Genomic DNA, 19,953 nt, shown 5'->3' on the forward strand with positions numbered 1-19,953 from the left:
CTGTCAGGTCTTGATCACCCGGTTGACTTCTTCCAGACTGGTTACACCGCTGGCCACTTTTAACAGGCCAGACTCCCTTAATGTTTTAAAACCTTGCTGCTTGGCCACTCTGAGTATATCGATAGAATTACCGTTATCCATAATACACTCAGCGACTTCACCACTCATGCTCAACATTTCATAGATACCGACGCGCCCCTTGTAGCCACGGTTGCAGCGGCTGCACCCTTCAGGGTTGGCATCGTACAACTGTAAACCAGGAATGTCTTCAGCGTTGAAGCCTTGTTCAAGCAGGGCAGCTTCCGGTAAATGCACTGGCACCTTGCAGCTTTCGCACAGCCTGCGCCCGAGTCGTTGTGCAATGATAAGGCTGACGGAGGTGGCGATGTTAAATGCAGGCACACCCATATTACGCAACCGCGTGAGAGTCTCAGGTGCACTGTTTGTGTGCAAAGTCGATAAGACCATGTGACCGGTCTGAGCCGCTTTGATCGCGATTTCAGCAGTTTCAAGGTCGCGTATCTCACCCACCATCACAACGTCTGGGTCCTGGCGCAGGAATGAGCGCAGTGCCTCGGCAAAGGTCAGCCCCACCTTGGCGTTCACGTGTACCTGGTTGATCCCTTCCAGGTTGATCTCGACCGGGTCTTCAGCGGTCGAGATATTGCGCTCTTCCGTGTTCAGAATATTCAGGCCGGTGTACAGCGTTACAGTTTTACCCGAGCCGGTGGGGCCTGTGACCAAAATCATTCCCTGTGGCTGCTCCAGCGTGCCCAGGTATGCCTCTTTCTGGTCGGGCTCAAAGCCCAGCGCTTCAACCCCAAGCTGAGCACTGGTGGGGTCCAGTATACGCAGCACAATCTTTTCACCCCACAGTGTGGGCAGGGTGTTTACACGGAAGTCAATCGCACGCTTGGCTGATACTTTGAGCTTGATGCGACCATCCTGTGGCAAGCGTTTTTCGGAGATATCCATTTTCGACATGACTTTCAGGCGTGCCGTCAGGCGCGAGGCCAGATTCAACGGTGGCCGGTGTACTTCCTGCAAAATACCGTCAATGCGGCAGCGCACGCGGTACGTTTTTTCGTAGGGTTCAAAATGGATATCAGAAGCCCCTTTTTTAATTGAGTCGAGCAGCACCTTATTAATAAAGCGTACCACCGGGGTTTCGCTGGCGGCCTCTTCAGCAGTCTGCTCTTCCTCTTTTTTAGCGGCGCCATCATCACCGAGATCGATGCTGTCCAACTCTGCATCGTCCAATTCGCCCATGGCATCATTGGCCTTGTCGAGGTAGTGCTCAAGGCGGCGTGTCAGCTTATCATCTTCAACGATGACCGCTTCGGTGGGCGAGCCGATATGAAACTTGATCTCATCCAGTGCCTGGATGTTGGTCGGGTCAGACATCGCCACAAACAGGCGCCCGTTACGCTTCAGCAGTGGAAGGGCGCGGTGCTTGCTGACCAAATCGTCAGAGATCAACTCATGCTCAAAAAAATTGTCGGGTAGGGCGTCAAGATCAAGCAGAGGCAAGCCAAACTCTTCAGATGCCGCAACCGCCGCGCGATTGGCACTGATCAGGCGGTGCTTGATGATATGAGTAATAAAGGCTGTGTTGGCCTCACGGGCCTCGGCCACTGCATCCTGTGCGACCTCGGCGGAGAAAACACCGTCGTTGACCAGTCGTTTGGCCAGCCCCGAAAGGGGTTGTGATCCTCTTTGCACCGTAACTCCTGTAAGGCTGAGCTATGTAATGTGGTGAGCTGTAGTGTAAGCGGCAATCATAGGCGCAATCAAAGCACAGCGGCACTCAAACTGTAAACAGCTAAGGGTAAAATGGCTTCTGCTTGATTCAGCTCAACTTAATTTAGCGTTAAGTTTGTGTTAAGGCTGGACACGCGAAAGGGGGTGTCCTAGTATCAACTCAGCATCAGAGGCGACAGGAGTTGTCCTCGGTGTTGTATCGATGGAATGTTAACTCGCTGGAGAGACAAACGATGAAGAAACAACAGATGATGACCCATAATCAGAAGGGTTTTACCCTGATCGAATTGATGATCGTTGTAGCGATCATCGGTATCTTGGCTGCGATCGCGCTGCCTGCTTATCAGGATTACACGCGCCAGAGTGCGAACAATGCGTGCTTGGCAGAGGCTAAGGCTTATATGAATTCTGCTATTGTCTCATGGTCACAAACTGGAACTGCCTCTGCATTTAGCGCTATGACACCAAGTGCTTGTGATAGCGCCGCCCCTGGCACCTATGACGGTGCAACAGATTTGGTGTTCACTGTAGCTGCAAGTGGTCCTGGTGATCAAAACACTACATGTACACCAAGTGGTACTTGCTCATTGCCTTAATTTGAAAAAATTGGAAGAAGCCCCGCATTGTCGGGGCTTCTTTGTCTTTGGCTGATGTCCGGAAATGCCGGAGGTGGCGATGAGCAAGGCAAAAGGGTTTACACTCATTGAGTTGATGATTGTGGTGTCTATTATTGGTCTTTTGGCCACTGTAAGCTTGGCTGCATATTTGAGATATGTTCGCTCTGCTGCCAATAATGCTTGCTTGGCAGAGGTTAAAGGCTATGCTATGAGTGTCATGCTTGCAGTAGATAACTCGATGCCTATACCAGTACCTCCATTATCTGCATGTGTCAGCACAACTAACGCTGCAACTCTTGCTGGTTTGAGCGCGAGTACGGTATTAGATGCTTACCCTGTCAGTCCTGGCACAACTGGCACTCGCTGTAACCTTCAATCCAATACCGCTTGCTTCCTTGATTCCAGTGTTGTTGGGCCTTAATAGTCTGGCTAATTAGAGACCAAGGATGGATGCTTTGTTCAAAACTACTCAGGCGAGGCAGTTCGCGGTCGCTCTGTATGTGCTGGTTTCGGCTTTTTCTTTCATTCCTTTTTTCTATATTCCGGCGGCTTACGAAAAAGCTTTACTGATACCACATAATATCTTTATTTGGATTGTCCCCGGGTTTGCTGTTTTCTGTGCTCTTTGGCGTGTTTATAAGTCAAGTTCCCTGATTCTTCCGCTGGAGTTTAAGCGAATTTTGTCCTTTGGCCTGCTGATGCTGGCAGGGTCGGCTGTTTCATCCTGGTCATCGACAGAAGGCTGGTTCTATAACGGAATTTTCCTTCTTTCAGGGCCGGTGTTTCTGTTTTCTTTACACCAGTTCAAGCCAAGCTCAAGAGTATTACATAACGTACTGTATATTATTTTGGCCGGGCTTCTACTGCATGCTACTGTTGCACTGTTGCAGGTGTTGCCTGGCAGGCTGCTCTACGCCTTGATCCCGCATCCAGCGAAGCCTGAGCCGTTGGGTGTGTTTGCCCAGCGCAACAATCTTGCTTCTGCGATGGTTACCGGAATTGTATTAAGCCTGTATCTTTGCTCGACTCCGGGCTTTCGCGGCAGGCCGTTGTCTCTGAAGGGTATCGTGTTTGCGGCGTTGTTCGGATGCAGCATGATTGTGATGATGACCGGTTCACGTGTGGGCTTGTTGAGCTTTGTTATTGCAGTTCCGCTAATGCTTGCAGCTCGCTATAAACAGTTCAAGCTGCGCCCCTTGGTGTTTGTAGCAGTGATTTTTACGCTGGGATCGGGGAGCGGAGTGGGTGTTGCCACCAGTGATGGTCTGTGGGTGGCTACCTCAAAGCTGGAGCGTCTGGCTGATGAAGGGCGAGATGCACGCCAGCATGTCTATGCCATCTCGTGGGATATTTTTACTGACCAGCCGCTTATCGGTCACGGCATAGGCAGCTTTCAGCATGTTTTCCATGACAGGGCAGCTGAGTATCTCGAACGAGAAGGTGGTGAGCCCCTGATAGGGCATGATCGTTTCTCCCATCCGCACAATGAAATTCTTCTGTGGGCGATTGAGGCGGGTATTTTGGCGGTCATCGGTATTGCAGTACTAATTCTGGCAGTTATCATGCAGTTGTACCGAATCGGTTGGCAGCGTGGTGGTGCCATGGCGGCGCTATTGGTACCTATAGCCTTGCATACGCAGGTGGAGCTACCATTTTATTATTCACACTATCATTGGTTTTTGTTTCTGTTTCTTGCTTATCTTCTGTTTAAGCCATTTTCAAAAACACTTCGATTAAAATGCTCGCGAACGATGCTTTCTGTAGCACCGGTTGTCGGTGGGTTGATTTTCATATCAGTGCTTCTGTTCTGTATATCCACATTTAAAACAAGCCGTGATCTTACTACGCTGCTTTATTACCATGATGTGAATTTGGAAGAGCTGCGTGCTGCTCAGAGCCATCCGTACTTTGGTGATTTTGCGACATTATTAACCCACCAAGTATTATTGAATACTGATCTGAAAAATGGGACAAATCAATCTGTTTATGATTATGTGGCTTGGGCGGAAAATTATTTAGATAGCGTGCCTGATGTAAATACGTATCATAACCTTGCATTGGCATACTATTACATAGGTAATAATGAGATGATGGAAAAAACAGTCGCTCAGGGACTTTATTTCTTTCCAAAGCATCCAGTGATTTTGAGTGTTTATGAAAGAGCAAAGCTTTTTGAGCCTTATCCTGAACACTATATCGAAAAAGCGCATTGATAGCTGTGTGTCGCATTAAAGCGGGAAGGTTGTTTGTGATCTATCTCAAGCATAAGCGGTGCAGGGAGTACACTGATCTTTAAAAGCCAGGGAGTGGAACTATGTTACAACCAGTTACTACGGCCGCTATCGCAGTCGCACTGATATTAACGACTCAGCAAGCCGCTGCACAGGTATACAGCTGCACCGTCGGCGACCGCAAAGTCTACCAAAGCACTCCCTGCGAGGCAGGCGGCAGGCCGGTTGAGCTTTATGTTCCAGCGCCTGCAGATAAGCCCGCCAATCATACGCTGGATGATCATACTCAGCGATATATCCAGCGACGTGAACATAAAGCCCGTGAATCAGAGCGAATAGTTGATCAGCGTGCCCGTGAGGCTGTTGCTTCGCGAGAGGCAAAAGAGCGCGAACAAGCCAGAAAAGATCGCATCACCTCAGCTAAATTCAACCGTGAGGTGATTATCGGAATGACCGAAAGCGACGTGCGTGATGCCTGGGGCCGTCCTCTGGAAATTAATCGTTCACAGCACAAGTCTGGTGAGTATCGTGAGCGGTGGGTATATAAGCGCGATGGAAAACGTCAGTACGTGTACCTTGTTAACGGTAAGGTGACAGGGCGGAACTGAACCGGCTGCGAAATGCTATACTCGGGTTTGTATGGCAGTCACACAAGGAGTGGGTAAGTGTTTCATGCAAGGTTGTGCTTCGAAGATGGTCATGAAACCAACGTCAACTTGGCGGCGCGTCCCTTGGTTGGAGAATTTGTTGTGTTTGAAAATGACCGTTATCGCGTAAAAGATGTTTCGCACCACGCTGTTCAGGCTGGCGAAGTGGATGAAGAGCCCATGGTTGTCATCAAGGTAGGCATCGGGCGCAAAGGTTCTCACCGTCATGTGCTTGAGCGCTCGCCTCGTGGCTTCTATACGGGGTCTGACTAGCATGCTCTTGCTTCTGATCAATATATAACCGGTAATGCATCAGTTGAACTTGCTATTTGGTCTTTATGTTGCTTTATTGTGGACAGGAAGGCTGTTGAAGCACGATAGAGGTTGCAACGGTGAATCTTCAGGACTGACGGAGTAGTCCATGTCGGCGGGTTTTCTTCCCTGCCTTGGCTGCTGCTGTGTAAGCCTGTCGGTTCTCTGCCATAATGAGCGTATGTCGACGCTTAGAGGAGATATAGCGTGGAGTCCGAATACTCATTGAATGTACGTCGCACGCTTGGTGCAGGGTTTTCCCTGGTCGAGGTGATGGTGACGGTCGCAGTTCTCGCGATCATCCTCGCAATTGGCATTCCCAGCTTTCAAAGTTTCTTCGAAAACAGTCGTCTCAACCGTGCCAATGATGACTTCATTGCTGCCGTGAATCTTGCGCGATCTGAAGCAATCACTCGTGAGTTACCGGCCGGTGGGGGGGTTGTGCTGTGTGAGCGAAACGCTGCCGGTACGGCCTGCAGTGGGGATGCTGCTTGGGCTGATGGGCTAATGGTGCTTGAGATGGATGCGGGAGGAAATGTGCTGCAGGTTATTCGTGCCTGGGACCCGGTCGCGACTGCAGCTGTAGCGGCAGGTGCGAATCAAATCACCTTTTCGCGTGATGGCCGGGCGGACCCTGCTGTTGGCTTTTCAGTAAATGTGCACGGTGAGTCACAAAATTATTGCCTCAGGCCAACAGGGTCGGTGTTTAAAGGAGGGTGCCCATGAAGAATCGGATGAGGCGACAATCGTATACACCTATTGCAAAGCAATCGGGTTTCAATATTGTTGAGGTGATTATCGCAATGCTGATTATCACCATCGGGTTACTGGGATTGCTGTCCATGCAGGTATACACGCTCAAGGGCAATCAAAGTTCCTACCTGCGATCACAAGCTACTATTCTGGCTTACGAGTTGGCTGATGCCATGCGGGCGCAACGCTTTGAAGCGCTCGACGGAGGCTTCGATGATGGTGCAGGTGGGTATCGTACCAACTGGGATGCGCGTTTGGCCGCTACCCTTGGTGGTGGTGCGGCAGCAAACGTTGTACGGAATGATAATGAGGTTCAAATTACCATCAACTGGAACGATCAGCGCGGTGAGGTGGTGGATGATGCTGGAGATGTCAGCAATGATGCGGACGTTGGTTCCTTGACTTTCCAAACGGACATTTAAGTATGCAGCACAAGCCTTTGAAACAGTCCAAAGTGCAGGCGGGTATGAGCCTGGTAGAGCTGATGATCGCTCTTGTGATTGGTCTGCTTATTTTGATGGGGGTATTAACGGTGTACCTCAGTGGTGCCCGCACGGCAGCAACAACTGAGGCCTTGTCTCGTGTGCAGGAAAGTGGACGTTTTGGTGTTTTCTTTTTGTCGCGGGATATCCGCCAGGCAGGCTTTAAGTCGGCTTGCCAAGGCGAGGTAAACAACCTGCTTGATGAAGGCAACGCTGCTTATGATGATACCCTGTTCGATCTGAATGACCCCGTTTTTGGCTGGGATGACTCAGCAGGCACACTGGCAGCAACTCTGCCTGAATATGTGAGAGGAGATGTGCTGATGCTGAAGAGTGCATCTACTGTTTCAGGGGTGACAGCGAACGGCAATACACCCGCTAATGCTGGTAATATTAATTTAACCACTGCGAGCGGTGTGGAAAGTGGACAGGTTGTTTTCGTAGGTAATTCACAAAGCTGCGATATATTCCAGAATACTAGTCAACCCACGGCGAGTAACCTTAACCGTGCTGGGGGGAATGTTTCGCCAGGAAATAAAAACTTCAACGCCAATACGAATCAGTTTAGTCAAGCGTACGATGAAAGTATGCAGATTTTCCTGTTTCAAAGCACAGCCTATTACATAGGCAACGGCATAGACGGCCAGCCGGCGCTTCGCCGCGCGAGCTTCAACACAGGCGCTGCGGTCGATGAAGAGCTGGTTAACGGCATCGAAGACATGCAGTTGTTGTATGGCGAAGATACCGATGGTGATAGAACGGCAGACCGTTATGTGGCAGCAGGTGCTGTAGCCGACTGGGATGATGTTGTGGCTGTTCAAGTGAATCTGCTTGCCTCAAGTCTTTCAACAAATGTCATTGATGAGGTTCAGGCGTTACCAGTACCTTGGGATGCACTGGCTGACCCAGGCGACGGTCGCCTCAGAAGGGTCTTCACGACAAATGTAGGAATCAGGAACCGCCTGCCATGAGAGAAATCAAGCCGACTCAAAGAATGCGGGGCGCAACATTGGTTGTTGCAATGATCATGCTGATTTTGATAGCCATCATCGGTTTTGGGGCTATGCAGACAACCACTATGGAAGAGAAAATGTCAGGTAACCTGCGCGATAAAAACATGGCATTTCAGGCAGCTGAGGCTGGCTTGAGGGAACGTGAGGACTGGTTGCGTGGGCTAACGTCCCCACCTTCGCCAAATGGGCAGTGGTTGTTTGATGATGAAATTAGTTGGAATGCCCCCCTGGAGTATGGTAGCGCAGGTGTTATTGATATTGCCGGGGTAAGTGCAGATCCCATGATGGCAGTGGAAGAGATGGAATTTTTACCTGATGAGCTTGTGGTTGGTTTTGAAAGGCGTAAAGGTCGGGATATTTACAGAATCATGGCTAGAGGGACAGGGCAAAGCCCTAATGCCATTACGGTACTTGAAAGCACAAGTGCAAAACGGTTTGATTGAATATAAGGCAGGTATAGCATGAGAAATAAATTTTTTGAATTGAATCTTATGGCCTGTTTAATAGGTCTTGCCATTAATCAACATGCTATGGCGGTGGATAACCTCATTATCTCTACAGAACCTTTGGCAGTCTCTACCGAAAAAGTAGAGCCCAATGTTGTGTTGGTGATGGATACCTCAGGAAGCATGAGATCTACTGTCTCTGGAACCTGGCCCCGCAAAACGCGTATGCAGGTTGCGCAAGAAGTTGCCAAAGATGTAATAGAAGATGTTCAAGGCGTTCGTTTTGGTATGTTTAATCTTGATCGCGATAATCAAGGTGGTTCCATATCATCCCGTAGTGAAGGTGATAGGTGGAATCAAACTACTTATTATGCAGAGTGCGGTGCACTTTCTAAGGAGCGCCTTCAGTTTATTGTTGATGGTTTTACTGCAAATGGTAATACACCGGTCGCTGAAACACTATATGAAGTAACACGTTACTATCGTGGGCTTAGGCCTTACTTCGGTGAGAATAATGGAGCCCTGGGTGAAGGGGGGCGATACAAGTCACCCATTCAATACCGTTGTCAAAAAAACTATGCAGTTGTTATCTCTGATGGTTTGCCTACATCAGATACGAGTGTGCCCAATAATAATTCTGATGACCCGAAAGGGCCTAATGGTCAAAATCCTGAAAACTGGGCTGGTTCGGCAGGAAATTCACGTTATTCTCTAGATGACGTTGCCATGTTTGCCAATGATATCGATTTTTTATCAACTGGAACCGACATAAAAGGTGGCAGCTGGGATGACCCAAGTTTTAAACAGCAAAATATGCAAACCTATACCATAGGTTTTGCGTTGGATGACGACTTGCTTCGCCAGACTGCAGCGTTAGGGGGAGGGCAATCCTGGGTCACCAATAATGCTGATGAATTGAAAGAAGCATTGACATCAGCACTATCAGATATAGCTGCCCGTTCATTGAGCTCATCATCCCCGGCTGCATCAAGTGGTATCGTGCAAACAGCCAATATTTTCTTTCCTTCATACAGTAGTTTGGATTGGAGTGGTGAGCTAACCAAAGTTGATGAAGATGGTGACGAGGTCTGGAAGGCTTCAACAAGGATACCAAGTCACCCGAATCGCAAGATTTTCTTTAATGATAGTGGTGCAGCTAAAACCTTTACCTGGAATAACATTAAAAATACCGGCTTTGCCACTTACTTTGATAATGCTAGAAAAGTTGGCTCGGATGGTTCTACGGTTTTGAATTATTTAAGAGGCGACAGACAATATGAGTCAGCAGCTGAGTACCGCAGACGTAATAGTTTATTGGGTGATATTGTAAATTCAAGTCCTGTGTTTGTTGGAGAGCCCAATTTCAGATATCCAATGGGTCTTGAGTCTACCGCTTATTCTGTTTTTAAAACCAGCATGAAAAACCGGGAAGAAATGGTCTATGTTGGTTCTAATGATGGCATGTTACATGGCTTCAACTCTTCCGGGGTTGAAAAGTTTGCCTTTATCCCTCAGGAAGTCATTCATAAGCTGCCAGAATTATCAAACACCAACTACACCCATCGTTATTTTGTAGATGGTAGTCCTACGGTTATTGATGCATTTATCAAAGCTAACGGTACTGGTAGTAAGCAGTGGAGAAGTGTTCTGGTTAGTGGCTTGAATGCGGGAGGACAGTCTGTATTTGCTGTCGATGTGACTAATCCAAATGCCCTTAGTGGAAATAGCTTCCTCTGGGAATTTACGGACCCGGATTTGGGGTATTCTTTTAGTCGCCCAGCGATTTCAAGGTTGGCTGATGGGACCTGGGTTGCTATATTCGGTAATGGCTACAATAATACACAAAAAAGTTACAGCGGCGATAATTTAGTGAGTGCAACAGGTAATGCTGTGCTTTTTGTTGTGGATCTTGAAACGGGTGTGTTAATTAAGAAAATTGATACCGGCATTGGATTTGATGATGATCCAGTAGCTGGCCGAAGTCGGCCAAACGGCTTAGGTACAGTTGCACCAGTTGATCATAACCAAGATTCAATTGTGGATTATGTGTACGCTGGTGATCTTTTTGGTAATTTGTGGAAGTTTGACTTAACACCTAAGAATGAGAAAAATCCATCTAATCTGAAAATGGAAGTGGCATTCAATGGCAATCCTCTGTTCAAGGCAAAATACACAGAGAGTGGCAATACTTATTACCAGCCGATTTTGGTAGCTCCTGATGCGCGCCCAACGGTAACACGTAACCCTAAGGGTGGTTTTATGGTTTACTTTGGTACGGGCAAGTATATTGAAACAATTGATAGATCGCTCGAAGGTGCTGGTAAACAATCGTTCTATGCTATTTGGGATAAAAACGGTGACGGTAATACAACTCCTGTTTCTGGTAGAGGGGTCCTTCAAGAACAAAGTATTATTTATGAAGGTGCGCAAGCTTTTGGAGGTAATATAAATGAAGTTCGCGTAACCAGTAATAATGCTGTTAATTGGGGTGCCAAGTTGGGATGGTACATGGACTTTAATCAAAGTGCCCCGAATTATGAAAGAGTTATAACCACACCAACTATACGCAACGGTAAAGTTATTTTTCCAACGACCATACCTTTGCTGAAGGATGATCCGTGTGACAGTGATTCAGACAGTTGGGTAATGGATCTTGATGCACTTACTGGAAGCCGCCTCACGTATAGTCCATTCGACATGAATGATGATAAAACCTTCGATCGTAACGATTTTTATTCGGATGGTGTCAATTCGTACCCATTGTCTGGAGTGAAATTTAATGAGGCTTTGCCAAAGCCGGTTATTTCAGCTGACGAAGATAATGAAGTCAAAATTTTCAGTCAACAAACTCAATTCATTGAGAATAAAGGCGTTGGTTTTGAAGATCGGCAGAGCTGGCGCGAGGTCTTGGAGGAATAAGCATGAATTTTTTTAAACTGATACTAACGACGGTGCTTTTTTTGGGATGGCTTACACCTGCCGATGTACAAGCGGAATTGAGAGATGAGCAACTTGAGCGCTCAATCGTTGATGGTTACTCTACTTCTGCTCAGACTGTTGTGATTGATGGTAAACGTTACTTAATCAATGATGAGACCGAGAAAGGCTATGTCAAAGGTCAGCCGGTTGATGAGTGGATTGAACAAGATGAAATTCAATTAAAAAAAGGGGATGAAGTACTGTACTCCGTCAATCCAGATAGCACGTTAAAGTTGGACGTCATCTATAAGGTTATGCAATGAAAAAAATGTTCGGTTTCACTCTGATCGAGCTCATGATTGTAGTCGCGATAGTCGGGATATTGGCAGCCATTGCCTATCCTGCATATCAGCGCTACGTCGAAGACTCGCGACGTTCCGATGCGCGGGCTAACCTTGTGCAGTTGGCCCAGTTTATGGAACGGTACTACACAGCAAACGGTCGGTATGTTGATGCTGCGGCCAATGCACCTGTGCTGCCCTTTAATGAGGCACCAAGGGATGGCAATACCAAGTTCTATGATTTGCAGCTGCAAAATGTGGATGCACAGAACTACACTTTGCAAGCTGTTCCCAAGGGGATCATGGCAGGTGACCGCTGTGGGACCCTGTCCGTGAATCAGGCCGGGGTGAAGGCCGTTACATCAGGAAGTGTCAACGATTGTTGGTGATCCTGTGATGCAATGGGCGCAGTTGTTAACAACCCAGCGCTACGGTCATGCAGAGCTGACGCCCGATGAAGTCGGGCGTTCGCATTTCCATAAAGACCACGACCGGATCATTTTTTCAAGCGCCTTCCGTCGTCTTGGCCGCAAGACGCAGGTACATCCTTTTGCCCTCAACGACCATATTCATACCCGCCTGACGCACTCGATGGAGGTCGGCAGCCTTGGCCGCAGCCTGGGTATCCGAGTAGGTGAGCTGATCGCGGATGAGTTACCACCCTGGGTTACTCCGCATGATTTGGGCATGATTGTCCAGTCGGCCTGCCTGGCGCATGATATTGGTAACCCGCCTTTCGGTCATGCCGGTGAATATGCCATTCGTGACTGGTTCAGTCGCCATCAGGATGACCAGCGTTTAGAGCCTCTGTCTGAGCTTGAGCAGATGGATCTACAGGTGTTTGAAGGTAATGCACAGGGCTTCAGGGTGGTCACACGCATTGAAAACCATCTTTTTGATGGTGGGCTGCGTTTAACCTTCCCGACGCTGGGCACGCTATTGAAGTACCCTTGGGGTGTAGAACATGCAGGCTGGCGAGGTAAGTTCAGTGCGTTCTGCTCTGAACATGAAATTCTAAATGCCCTGGGGCGTGACCTTGGTTTGGTTTCTCAGGGGGAGGGGCGCTGGTGCCGCCACCCGTTGGCCTACCTGTTGGAAGCAGCGGACGATATCTGCTATGCCATCCTTGATCTCGAAGACGCCATAGAGTTACATATTCTCGGTTTTGAAGATGTAAAACAGATTCTATTGCTGTTGTGTGGCGATCTTGAATTTGATGATGCCATCTTTGCGTCTCAGGCATCAGCCCGTCGCAAGATTTCTGCCTTACGGGGTAAGGCAATGGAGAATATGGTCAACTCGGTAGTGCAGGTGTTTGTACAACGTTATGAGGCGATCATGGCGGGTGCGTATAGCGGTGAATTATTGTTGGATGGTGACCCTTTGGTGCGGGAGGGGATCAGCACTGCCAAACGTGTGGCGCGTGAGCGGGTGTTCCCCGATACGCGCAAGGCTGAGCTTGAAGTGGGCGCTTATACGACTCTGGGTATTCTGTTGGACGCATTCATGGAAGCGGTATATGAGCAAAACTGCAAAGGCCGTGGCGGGTTGGGGTATCGCAGCCAGAAGATTATCAGTTTGATGGGCATACATGCCCCTGAGGCTGATTGGCCGCTTTACGATAGCTACCGCAGAGCACTGGATTTTATCTCAGGCATGACTGATAACTATGCGAGTTATCTTGCCCGCCAAATTGGTGGGGTTGGGCTTTAAGCGCCATAATAGAGTTTGGTTTTTAGATCAGAATCAGTATTCAGGGTATTAGTACGCTATGGCTAGTTTACGTGACCAACTCGGTGGCTTGGTATATTCAACTGAAAGTGGTCAGCACTGTCCGGATTGTGGCGAGGCGAAAGGGCAATGCAGGTGTGACGAGCTGAGCGAAGCTGAACGTTTGGCTACACTTGATGGCGTGGTTCGTATTCGTCGCGAAACAAAAGGTCGAAAGGGTAAGGGGGTTACGACTATCAGAGGTGTCCCGCTTACCAGTGCAGAGTTAAAAGTGTTGGCAAAACGACTGAAGCAGCGTTGCGGTACAGGCGGGGCGATAAAAGAGGGGGTGATCGAAATTCAGGGCGATCATCGTGAAGTGTTGAGGCAGGCTTTGGAAGCTGAAGGCTATAAGGTGAAACTTTCAGGCGGCTGATAGTCAGGAGAGTACAGGGATGAAAAAGTGTATTTTTTTATTGGGTATGTGTCTTTCAGCTCAGCCAGTTTTTGCTGAGGTTTATCACTACGTCAATGAAGACGGACGCAAAATTTATGTGGACCGGAAAAGTCAGATACCTCCACAGTACCGTGATGACATTGTGGTGAAACAAAGCCATCAGGTGAATAACAAGGTGGAAACTGCCCAGCTGCCAAGTGCTGATGGTACAGGTGATGAGTCAATTGAAGGTCAGATTGATTCGATGCGTGAATACATGCGTCAGCTGGAAACTTCGGTTGAAATCAAGGGTAATAGTGTGATGGTGCCTGTCAAGGTGACGGTTGGGCGCCGGAATACCACCTTAAGTCTGATTCTCGATACTGGCGCGACCTCTACGATTATTCACGATGATGCGTTACGTGGGCTTGGTGTAGGGACGAGCAAGGGCGGAAGGGCACAGGTTGCCGGCGGGGCGATTATTGAAACTCGAAAGGTGACACTTGACCGGTTTGAAGTGGGCCCTTACAAGTTGCAGTCGGTCTCTGCCAGTGTTATCGAACATGAGCAGCCTGGTCGATATGATGGTCTGCTGGGAATGGATTTTCTCCGTTCGGTAAAATACGACATTGATTTTGAGCGTGCAGTGGTTATTTGGGAAAGAGATAAATACGATACGGCGCGTCGAAATCTGGAGAAGCTACAGGCGCGATTGGAAGAGTCACAAACCACGTCTGTAGCTAAACAGGATGAGCCTACTCAGCCCTGAGCCAGGTGCCGTTCGGCCAGTCGCAGGTCGAGGGTAGCCTTGAGCAGCTGATACAGCTGGATTGAGGCATCGATTTCGGCTTTGCGGTTGGTCAGGCTTTCTATATTCAACCCCAACGGCAGGCCCAGCGGCAGGCAGGCATCCAGAATCTGTTCCAGGTTGTTCTGGCAGATACGTATCGATTCCGCCAGCGGCTTTTCCGCATCCAGAATGCGGTAGCGGGTGGCTTCGGGAACCGAGATGCCCAGCCACTGCATAAACTCCAGCGTTTTGGCACTGCCGCAGGGGGTGAATGTCAGAATGATCCGCTGTGGTGTCAGGCCCTTTTCCTTGCAACTGCGGGCATAGGAGGTGAGCAGGTCGATGGTGGCCTGTGCATTGTATACAGCCTGCGATACAAAAAATTCACAGCCGTTACTCATCTTGCCCAGCAGGCGTTCGTGCTCGTTGCCTTTTACCGCGTGGCGTTCGGCGATGGTCACACCGCCCAGATGAAACGGGTGCTGGTGTTCCTGCAGGGCGGTATAGGCCTCGCTCAGTGACAGCTTGATGTCGCCTTCAGATGAGGGGCTGCCCACCAGTACCAGGTTGCGCACACCGTACTCATTCCAGCTTTGTTCCAGCCAGTGTTCAAAATCGGCGCGGTCACGCTGGGCAACGCTTTTGTAGGTGATAATCGGTTTGCCGCTTTTCTGGCTGAGCAGGCGTGAATAGTCACGCGGGTCACGGGTTTCCATGTAGGGAAAGGGGCGCGGCGTGTCAATGCGGCTGCTCTCGTCCTGGATGTCGTAGACGATCAGGCCGTCATACTCCAGTGTGTCCAGCCTGGCCAGCAGGCGTTCGGCGATCTCCTGCATCTGCATCTCCTCGGTGCTGGCCTTGGGTGGGGTGGTGCCCACAAAACAGACGCTGCGGTGAGGGTCGGCAAATTTATGTTGCAGGGTATCGCTCATGGTGGCTTTCCATTATCCGGTTGGTCTTGATTGTTTTGTGAATTATATTCATTTTAGTGAAGAGGATGATGAAATCTTCTGCAGACTCTGTGAGGCATCTTCATGAGTACAACGTTTGACCCCGCACAGCTGAGCTCGCAACTGAAAGGCGAGGCTGAGATTCCGCCGCTGGAAAAGTGGAACCCGGCGTTCTGTGGTGATATTGATATGCGAATCGCGGCGGATGGGCGCTGGTTTTACGAGGGCTCTCCCATTGGGCGCGAGGCGATGGTCAGGATGTTTGCACGTGTGCTCTGGCGGGAGGGGGACAAGTATTTTCTGAAAACACCGGTCGAGAAGGTCGGCATACAGGTGGATGATGTGCCTTTTTGGGTCACCCAGGTGGAGCATCAAGTGGGAGATGACGGGCCGGAGTTGATCTTTACCACGTCCACTGGCGACCGGGTACGGGCCGATGCTGAGCACCCGATACGGGTCGAGACCGATGCGAAAACCGGCGAGCCCTCACCTTATCTGATGATTCGCTTCGGCATGGAAGGTAAGCTGGCGCGCAATCTGTTTTATCAGTTGGTGGAACAGGCCCGCATGGTAGAGCACGGGCGCAGTACCGAGCTGGTGCTGGACAGTGCCGGTGAGGTGTTCAGTCTGGGCAAGCTGTCGTAGCGGTTACAACAGCAGCAGCGTTCCCAGTCCCAGAAAAGCCACAAAGCCCACCACATCGGTCACGGTGGTCAGGATGACCGAGCCTGACAGGGCCGGGTCGATCTTGAAGCGTTCGAGTACCACCGGGATCAGGACGCCCGATAGCGCGGCAGCGGCGATGTTGATCACAATCGCCAGCGCAATGACGACACCAATGGCGGCGCTGCTGAACCACACCGACGCCACCACCCCTATGACCAGTGCCCACAGCACACCGTTCAGGCCGCCTACACTGAGCTCCTTTTTCAGCAGTGGCATCATGTTGGCGGTGGTGATCTGCCCCAGTGCCAGGCCGCGAATAATCAATGTCAGCGTCTGGCTGCCGGCGATGCCGCCCATTGAAGCCACGACAGGCATCAGTACGGCCAGAGCCACGATCTGCTCCAGCGTGCCTTCAAACAGGCCAATGGTCCAGGAGGCCAGAAAGGCGGTGAGCAGGTTGATGCCCAGCCAGGTTGCGCGGCGGCGTGAACTGCGCATTACCGGCGCAAAAAGGTCTTCTTCCTCATTAAGGCCCGCTGTAGCCATCAACTGGGCTTCGTAGGTTTCATGCAGAATTTCTGTGCTCAGGCGCTGCGGCATGCGACCCAACAGCAGGCCGTTGTCACCCACCACCGGCAGTGCGGCTACGGCCGCCAGTTCAAAGCGGTCGGCGGCCTCTTTTAGCTCGGTTTCGGCCTGAAGTGGCTCCAGATCAGAATCGCACAGCTCTGTCAGCGGCAGGTGTGAGGCCGCGCTGAACAGGGCGGTGATCGGAACCGCACCGGTATAGCGGCCAGTGCGGTCCACCAGCCAGAGGTGTTCGGTATATTCGGGCACCGCACGCCGCAGCAGTCGTTGAGCATCTCGTACGCGGCTGTTATGCGGCAGTATCAGCAGTTCATGGTCAACATAGCGCCCAATGGCGTTGTCGTCGTAACGGGCGCTCTGTTCATAATGCGTGCGCTGTTTGTCATCCATGCGTGCCAGCGCGATATCCACCACCTCTTCAGGCAGAGACTCGGCCAGCTCTATCAGCGTTTCGGCATCCAGGTCCGAAATCAGTTGATCCAGAGTGGCACTGTCAAAGTGACGCAGCAGACTCTCGCGTGCCTCGCCACGCATGGCGACCAGTACATCTGCATGCAGCTCTGCCGGTACATGCTCCCAGGCATGCTGACGTGCATCCAGTGGCAGTGATTCCAGCAGCAGCGCGATCTGATCCGGTTCCAGCGCTTCAAATGACTCAGGCAGAGGCTGTCCGCCGGGGTTGTCATCGTGGCGGATCATCTGGTCTATGTGCTGGCTGATGTCGTCACTCATGGGGCGTAAGCCTTATTTCTATGCGCAGGAAACTCATGCGGATCTTAACCTGATTGCTTCTGTTTGGGTAATCGGCGCTGATTTCGGGGTGGTTTGGGTAGTTTTTGATCTGTCGCAAAAAAATAACAAACAGATGTCAGCTTTGGTCAGCTTTCCACTTTGTATATCTGCTATAAAAACAAACACTCGTTTTCTTCAGCTCGGCGTAAAGGACAGACGTATAATGTTTAAAAAGACTCTGCTAGCCACTTCACTTGCTTTGGCCATCACTGGCTGTTCTGTTACACCGAACAGCATTTCCACTGAACAGCTTGCGACCACTGCCCAATCGGACCTTGAGTTGCTGACCCAGGACGTGGCTGTTGAAAGCGCTATTTCTCTTGATGAAGCAATCGCTCGGGCTGTTGTAAATAATCGCGATAGAAAGCTGAAAGCACTGGAAGCGGCTTTGGCCCAGGGCCAAATTGATCTGGTTTCACACGAGATGCTGCCCAGTCTGACTGCATCGGCAGGGTATTCCAAGCGTGATGAATATGCAGCCTCGCAGAGCGCTACCCTTGATCCCGTTACCGGCGAACTGACGCCAGCAAGTGGCAGTTACTCTGTGTCCCAGGATAAAGAAAGGGGCACGTATGATGTGGCCTTTGCCTGGAATGTGCTCGATTTCGGTCTTTCCTATGTTCGCGCGGGGCAGCATGCCGACCGTTATCTGATCAGCAAAGAGCGTGAGCGTAAAGTTCTGCATAACATCACGCAGGATGTTCGCGCAGCATACTGGCGTGCGGTGTCTGCTGAGCGTCTCCTTGGCAAAATCAATCCGTTGATTAATGAAGCCTCCGGTGCCCTGCGAGACTCGCAGAAGGTTGAAAGCCAGCGCTTGCTGCCGCCGTTGGAGGCACTGTATTACCAGCGCGAGCTGCTTGATGTTCTGCGTGCCCTGCAGTCTTTGCGCCAGGACTTGATGGGTGCAAAAACCGAACTGGCAGGTCTGATGGGCCTCAAGCCAGGCACGCAGTTTGACCTGGCCGATGTTCAGGCACCCGACTTCACTGTGCCTCAGCTGTCAATGCCAGTGGACAAAATGGAAGAGCTTGCCCTGCAGCAGCGCCCTGAGCTGATTGAAACCCATTACCAGAAGCGTATCTCGGCAGCAGAGGCTCGTGCAGCCATCATCGACATGCTTCCGGGAATCAACCTGACTGCGGGTGTTTACAACGACAGCAGTGACTATGTGCTGCATCAGGACTGGACCAGTTTTGGCGCACAAATAAGCTGGAATCTGTTTGATGTGTTCAAAGTGGGTGCCGAGCGCCGCATGGCCAAAACCCGTGAAGCGCTCGCGGAAGAGCAGCGTTTGGCTGCTTCGATGGCTGTATTGACTCAGGTTCACTTGGCACGCATTCGTTACCAGGAAGCGATGAAAAGCTTTGATCTTGCCGGGGACTACTTGAGCGTAGCTGAACGTATCGGTGATCAAACACGCAATGCTGCCCAGCTGAAACGTACTTCCAAGCTTGACCTCATTCGCGAGTCACTGAATACCCTGCTGGCTGAACTGCGGCGTGATGTGGCCTATGCCGATCTGCAGAACAGCTATGGCCGCATGTACGTCAGCATGGGCATGGATTTGCTGCCGGAGGACTACGCTACTTACTCGTTGGAGTCACTGAGCCAGCAGATTGGGGAACGCTTCAGTGCGTGGCAATCCGAGCAGCCTGAAACGGGTGCTCAGGTGTCCGCTGAAACGAAAAGCGACACATCCGAAGATAAGGTGATTTGATGCAAGTAAAGCTGTCGACGGGTGTTGTTGCCACCTGTTTGACTTGGCTGCTGTCACCCCTTGCGGCAGCTCAGACCTTTGAAGCGCGGGCCGTAATCACGGCTCCGCATCGAGCTATTCTGTCCGGTGAGCTGGCTGCCCGCGTTGCCAGCTTGCCTTTCAAGGTGGGAGAACGATTCTCCAAAGGCGATGTAGTCGTGGGGCTGGACTGTGCTTTGTATGAAGCTCAAAAGTCCAGGGTGGCGGCAGAGGTCAGAGCGGCGCGTATCAAGCGGGACAATGCACGTGAATTAAGTGCATTGAACTCCATCGGTGAGATGGACGTGGCGCTTGCACAGTCTGAGTACGCCCAGGCACTGGCTGAATTGAAAATTGCTGATTTGAATACGGATCGATGCGAAATCAGGGCGCCATGGGATGGTCGTGTTGTCAGCGTGTTGACACGGGCGCATGAAAACATCCGCCAGCAGCAAGAATTAATTGAAGTGGTCGCAGATCAGCAGCTGGAGGCAGAGGTGGTCGTACCTGCTGCCTGGCTGACGTGGCTTGAGGCCGGAATGTCGGTCCACTTCAGTATTGATGAGCCGCCTGTGAGTGCAGAAGGCGCGATTGCGGCGGTCAGTCCAGCAATTGATGCGGTCAGCCAAACCGTCTTGCTGCGAGTCTCGTTGCAGAATAATCCAAATCTAATTCCGGGAATGAGTGCAACCGCTGTATTTGCTGCACCTGTATCTCAATAAAAAATACCGGCGACACTTTGTCGGCCCCGTCCATGAAGG

Annotated in this window: 20 protein-coding genes and 1 pseudogene; 18 read left to right on the forward strand and 3 right to left on the reverse strand. The window is 50.5% G+C overall.

Going from position 1 to position 19,953, the window contains the following annotated elements; genetic code table 11:
- Window positions 1-3: 3 nt before the first annotated feature.
- Window positions 4-1,722, reverse strand: coding sequence for a type IV-A pilus assembly ATPase PilB (gene pilB / locus BLV48_RS06220; RefSeq protein WP_091824704.1), 1,719 nt, complete (start codon window positions 1,720-1,722; stop codon window positions 4-6).
- A 290-nt stretch (window positions 1,723-2,012) separates the two neighbouring features.
- Here pilB and BLV48_RS19130 point away from each other — a divergent pair.
- The 15 genes and pseudogenes from BLV48_RS19130 to BLV48_RS06295 form a co-directional block, all read left to right on the forward strand.
- Window positions 2,013-2,118: pseudogene (locus tag BLV48_RS19130) on the forward strand (prepilin-type N-terminal cleavage/methylation domain-containing protein); the annotation flags it as partial.
- A 318-nt stretch (window positions 2,119-2,436) separates the two neighbouring features.
- Complete coding sequence (locus tag BLV48_RS19450) at window positions 2,437-2,799, forward strand: type IV pilin protein (protein ID WP_091824707.1); 363 nt, start codon at window positions 2,437-2,439, stop codon at window positions 2,797-2,799.
- Window positions 2,800-2,824: 25 nt separating this feature from the next.
- The gene (locus BLV48_RS06235) at window positions 2,825-4,591 is read left to right on the forward strand and encodes a PglL family O-oligosaccharyltransferase (protein WP_091824710.1); all 1,767 of its coding nucleotides are present in this window, start codon (window positions 2,825-2,827) and stop codon (window positions 4,589-4,591) included.
- Window positions 4,592-4,692: 101 nt separating this feature from the next.
- The gene (locus BLV48_RS06240) at window positions 4,693-5,217 is read left to right on the forward strand and encodes a hypothetical protein (RefSeq protein WP_091824713.1); all 525 of its coding nucleotides are present in this window, start codon (window positions 4,693-4,695) and stop codon (window positions 5,215-5,217) included.
- Between the two features lie 57 nt (window positions 5,218-5,274).
- A complete protein-coding gene (locus BLV48_RS06245) occupies window positions 5,275-5,529 on the forward strand; it encodes a hypothetical protein (RefSeq protein WP_091824716.1) in 255 nt (84 codons plus the stop codon).
- Window positions 5,530-5,775: 246 nt separating this feature from the next.
- Window positions 5,776-6,294, forward strand: coding sequence for a GspH/FimT family pseudopilin (locus tag BLV48_RS06250; RefSeq protein ID WP_091824719.1), 519 nt, complete (start codon window positions 5,776-5,778; stop codon window positions 6,292-6,294).
- Window positions 6,291-6,743 carry a type IV pilus modification protein PilV gene (gene pilV, locus BLV48_RS06255; protein ID WP_217632961.1) on the forward strand — a complete coding sequence of 151 codons (453 nt, stop codon included), beginning with the start codon at window positions 6,291-6,293 and terminating at the stop codon, window positions 6,741-6,743. Before BLV48_RS06250 ends, pilV begins: the two co-directional genes overlap by 4 nt.
- Before the next feature lie 2 nt (window positions 6,744-6,745).
- Entirely contained in the window at window positions 6,746-7,774 is a 1,029-nt protein-coding gene (locus BLV48_RS06260; RefSeq protein WP_091824721.1) for a PilW family protein, read from the forward strand.
- Window positions 7,771-8,259 carry a pilus assembly PilX family protein gene (locus tag BLV48_RS06265; RefSeq protein WP_091824724.1) on the forward strand — a complete coding sequence of 163 codons (489 nt, stop codon included), beginning with the start codon at window positions 7,771-7,773 and terminating at the stop codon, window positions 8,257-8,259. The genes BLV48_RS06260 and BLV48_RS06265 overlap by 4 nt, the downstream gene beginning before the upstream one ends.
- Before the next feature lie 18 nt (window positions 8,260-8,277).
- Window positions 8,278-11,181, forward strand: a complete 2,904-nt coding sequence (locus BLV48_RS06270) for a PilC/PilY family type IV pilus protein (RefSeq protein WP_091824726.1) — start codon at window positions 8,278-8,280, stop codon at window positions 11,179-11,181.
- A gap of 2 nt (window positions 11,182-11,183) precedes the next feature.
- The gene (locus BLV48_RS06275; protein ID WP_091824728.1) at window positions 11,184-11,504 is read left to right on the forward strand and encodes a hypothetical protein; all 321 of its coding nucleotides are present in this window, start codon (window positions 11,184-11,186) and stop codon (window positions 11,502-11,504) included.
- Window positions 11,501-11,911, forward strand: a complete 411-nt coding sequence (locus BLV48_RS06280; protein ID WP_091824731.1) for a type IV pilin protein — start codon at window positions 11,501-11,503, stop codon at window positions 11,909-11,911. The genes BLV48_RS06275 and BLV48_RS06280 overlap by 4 nt, the downstream gene beginning before the upstream one ends.
- Before the next feature lie 7 nt (window positions 11,912-11,918).
- Window positions 11,919-13,235 carry a deoxyguanosinetriphosphate triphosphohydrolase gene (locus tag BLV48_RS06285; protein WP_091824734.1) on the forward strand — a complete coding sequence of 439 codons (1,317 nt, stop codon included), beginning with the start codon at window positions 11,919-11,921 and terminating at the stop codon, window positions 13,233-13,235.
- 58 nt (window positions 13,236-13,293) lie between these two features.
- Window positions 13,294-13,668, forward strand: a complete 375-nt coding sequence (locus BLV48_RS06290) for a translation initiation factor Sui1 (RefSeq protein WP_091824737.1) — start codon at window positions 13,294-13,296, stop codon at window positions 13,666-13,668.
- A 19-nt stretch (window positions 13,669-13,687) separates the two neighbouring features.
- A complete protein-coding gene (locus BLV48_RS06295) occupies window positions 13,688-14,437 on the forward strand; it encodes a retropepsin-like aspartic protease family protein (RefSeq protein WP_091824740.1) in 750 nt (249 codons plus the stop codon).
- Here the strand turns inward: BLV48_RS06295 and BLV48_RS06300 are convergent.
- On the reverse strand, window positions 14,428-15,390 hold the full coding sequence (locus tag BLV48_RS06300; protein WP_091824742.1) for a methylenetetrahydrofolate reductase: 963 nt from the start codon (window positions 15,388-15,390) through the stop codon (window positions 14,428-14,430). The two genes, BLV48_RS06295 and BLV48_RS06300, sit on opposite strands and share 10 nt — an antisense overlap.
- Before the next feature lie 102 nt (window positions 15,391-15,492).
- Here BLV48_RS06300 and BLV48_RS06305 point away from each other — a divergent pair, with 102 nt between their 5' ends.
- Window positions 15,493-16,053, forward strand: a complete 561-nt coding sequence (locus BLV48_RS06305; protein ID WP_091824745.1) for a DUF1285 domain-containing protein — start codon at window positions 15,493-15,495, stop codon at window positions 16,051-16,053.
- A gap of 3 nt (window positions 16,054-16,056) precedes the next feature.
- On the opposite strand, the gene BLV48_RS06310 is transcribed toward BLV48_RS06305, so the two are convergent.
- Window positions 16,057-17,394: a magnesium transporter gene (locus tag BLV48_RS06310; RefSeq protein WP_091824748.1), complete on the reverse strand. Its 1,338-nt coding sequence runs from the start codon at window positions 17,392-17,394 to the stop codon at window positions 16,057-16,059.
- A 223-nt stretch (window positions 17,395-17,617) separates the two neighbouring features.
- Between BLV48_RS06310 and BLV48_RS06315 the strand changes: the two genes are divergently transcribed.
- Together BLV48_RS06315 and BLV48_RS06320 are read left to right on the forward strand one after the other, a co-directional pair.
- Complete coding sequence (locus tag BLV48_RS06315; protein WP_091825119.1) at window positions 17,618-19,174, forward strand: TolC family protein; 1,557 nt, start codon at window positions 17,618-17,620, stop codon at window positions 19,172-19,174.
- Entirely contained in the window at window positions 19,174-19,914 is a 741-nt protein-coding gene (locus tag BLV48_RS06320; protein WP_091824751.1) for an efflux RND transporter periplasmic adaptor subunit, read from the forward strand. The genes BLV48_RS06315 and BLV48_RS06320 overlap by 1 nt, the downstream gene beginning before the upstream one ends.
- The last annotated feature ends 39 nt before the right edge of the window (window positions 19,915-19,953 follow it).

This window comes from Marinobacterium iners DSM 11526 (genome assembly GCF_900107855.1).
GTDB classification, from domain to species: Bacteria; Pseudomonadota; Gammaproteobacteria; order Pseudomonadales; family Balneatricaceae; genus Marinobacterium; species Marinobacterium iners.

Coding starts and splice junctions, on each gene's coding strand:
- BLV48_RS19450 (WP_091824707.1), top strand. CDS start 2,437: ATGAGCAAGGCAAAAGGGTTTACACTCATTGAGTTGATGATTGTGGTG.
- BLV48_RS06235 (WP_091824710.1), top strand. CDS start 2,825: ATGGATGCTTTGTTCAAAACTACTCAGGCGAGGCAGTTCGCGGTCGCT.
- BLV48_RS06240 (WP_091824713.1), top strand. CDS start 4,693: ATGTTACAACCAGTTACTACGGCCGCTATCGCAGTCGCACTGATATTA.
- pilV (WP_217632961.1), top strand. CDS start 6,291: ATGAAGAATCGGATGAGGCGACAATCGTATACACCTATTGCAAAGCAA.
- BLV48_RS06260 (WP_091824721.1), top strand. CDS start 6,746: ATGCAGCACAAGCCTTTGAAACAGTCCAAAGTGCAGGCGGGTATGAGC.
- BLV48_RS06265 (WP_091824724.1), top strand. CDS start 7,771: ATGAGAGAAATCAAGCCGACTCAAAGAATGCGGGGCGCAACATTGGTT.
- BLV48_RS06270 (WP_091824726.1), top strand. CDS start 8,278: ATGAGAAATAAATTTTTTGAATTGAATCTTATGGCCTGTTTAATAGGT.
- BLV48_RS06275 (WP_091824728.1), top strand. CDS start 11,184: ATGAATTTTTTTAAACTGATACTAACGACGGTGCTTTTTTTGGGATGG.
- BLV48_RS06280 (WP_091824731.1), top strand. CDS start 11,501: ATGAAAAAAATGTTCGGTTTCACTCTGATCGAGCTCATGATTGTAGTC.
- BLV48_RS06285 (WP_091824734.1), top strand. CDS start 11,919: ATGCAATGGGCGCAGTTGTTAACAACCCAGCGCTACGGTCATGCAGAG.
- BLV48_RS06290 (WP_091824737.1), top strand. CDS start 13,294: ATGGCTAGTTTACGTGACCAACTCGGTGGCTTGGTATATTCAACTGAA.
- BLV48_RS06295 (WP_091824740.1), top strand. CDS start 13,688: ATGAAAAAGTGTATTTTTTTATTGGGTATGTGTCTTTCAGCTCAGCCA.
- BLV48_RS06300 (WP_091824742.1), bottom strand. CDS start 15,390: ATGAGCGATACCCTGCAACATAAATTTGCCGACCCTCACCGCAGCGTC.
- BLV48_RS06305 (WP_091824745.1), top strand. CDS start 15,493: ATGAGTACAACGTTTGACCCCGCACAGCTGAGCTCGCAACTGAAAGGC.
- BLV48_RS06310 (WP_091824748.1), bottom strand. CDS start 17,394: ATGAGTGACGACATCAGCCAGCACATAGACCAGATGATCCGCCACGAT.
- BLV48_RS06315 (WP_091825119.1), top strand. CDS start 17,618: ATGTTTAAAAAGACTCTGCTAGCCACTTCACTTGCTTTGGCCATCACT.
- BLV48_RS06320 (WP_091824751.1), top strand. CDS start 19,174: ATGCAAGTAAAGCTGTCGACGGGTGTTGTTGCCACCTGTTTGACTTGG.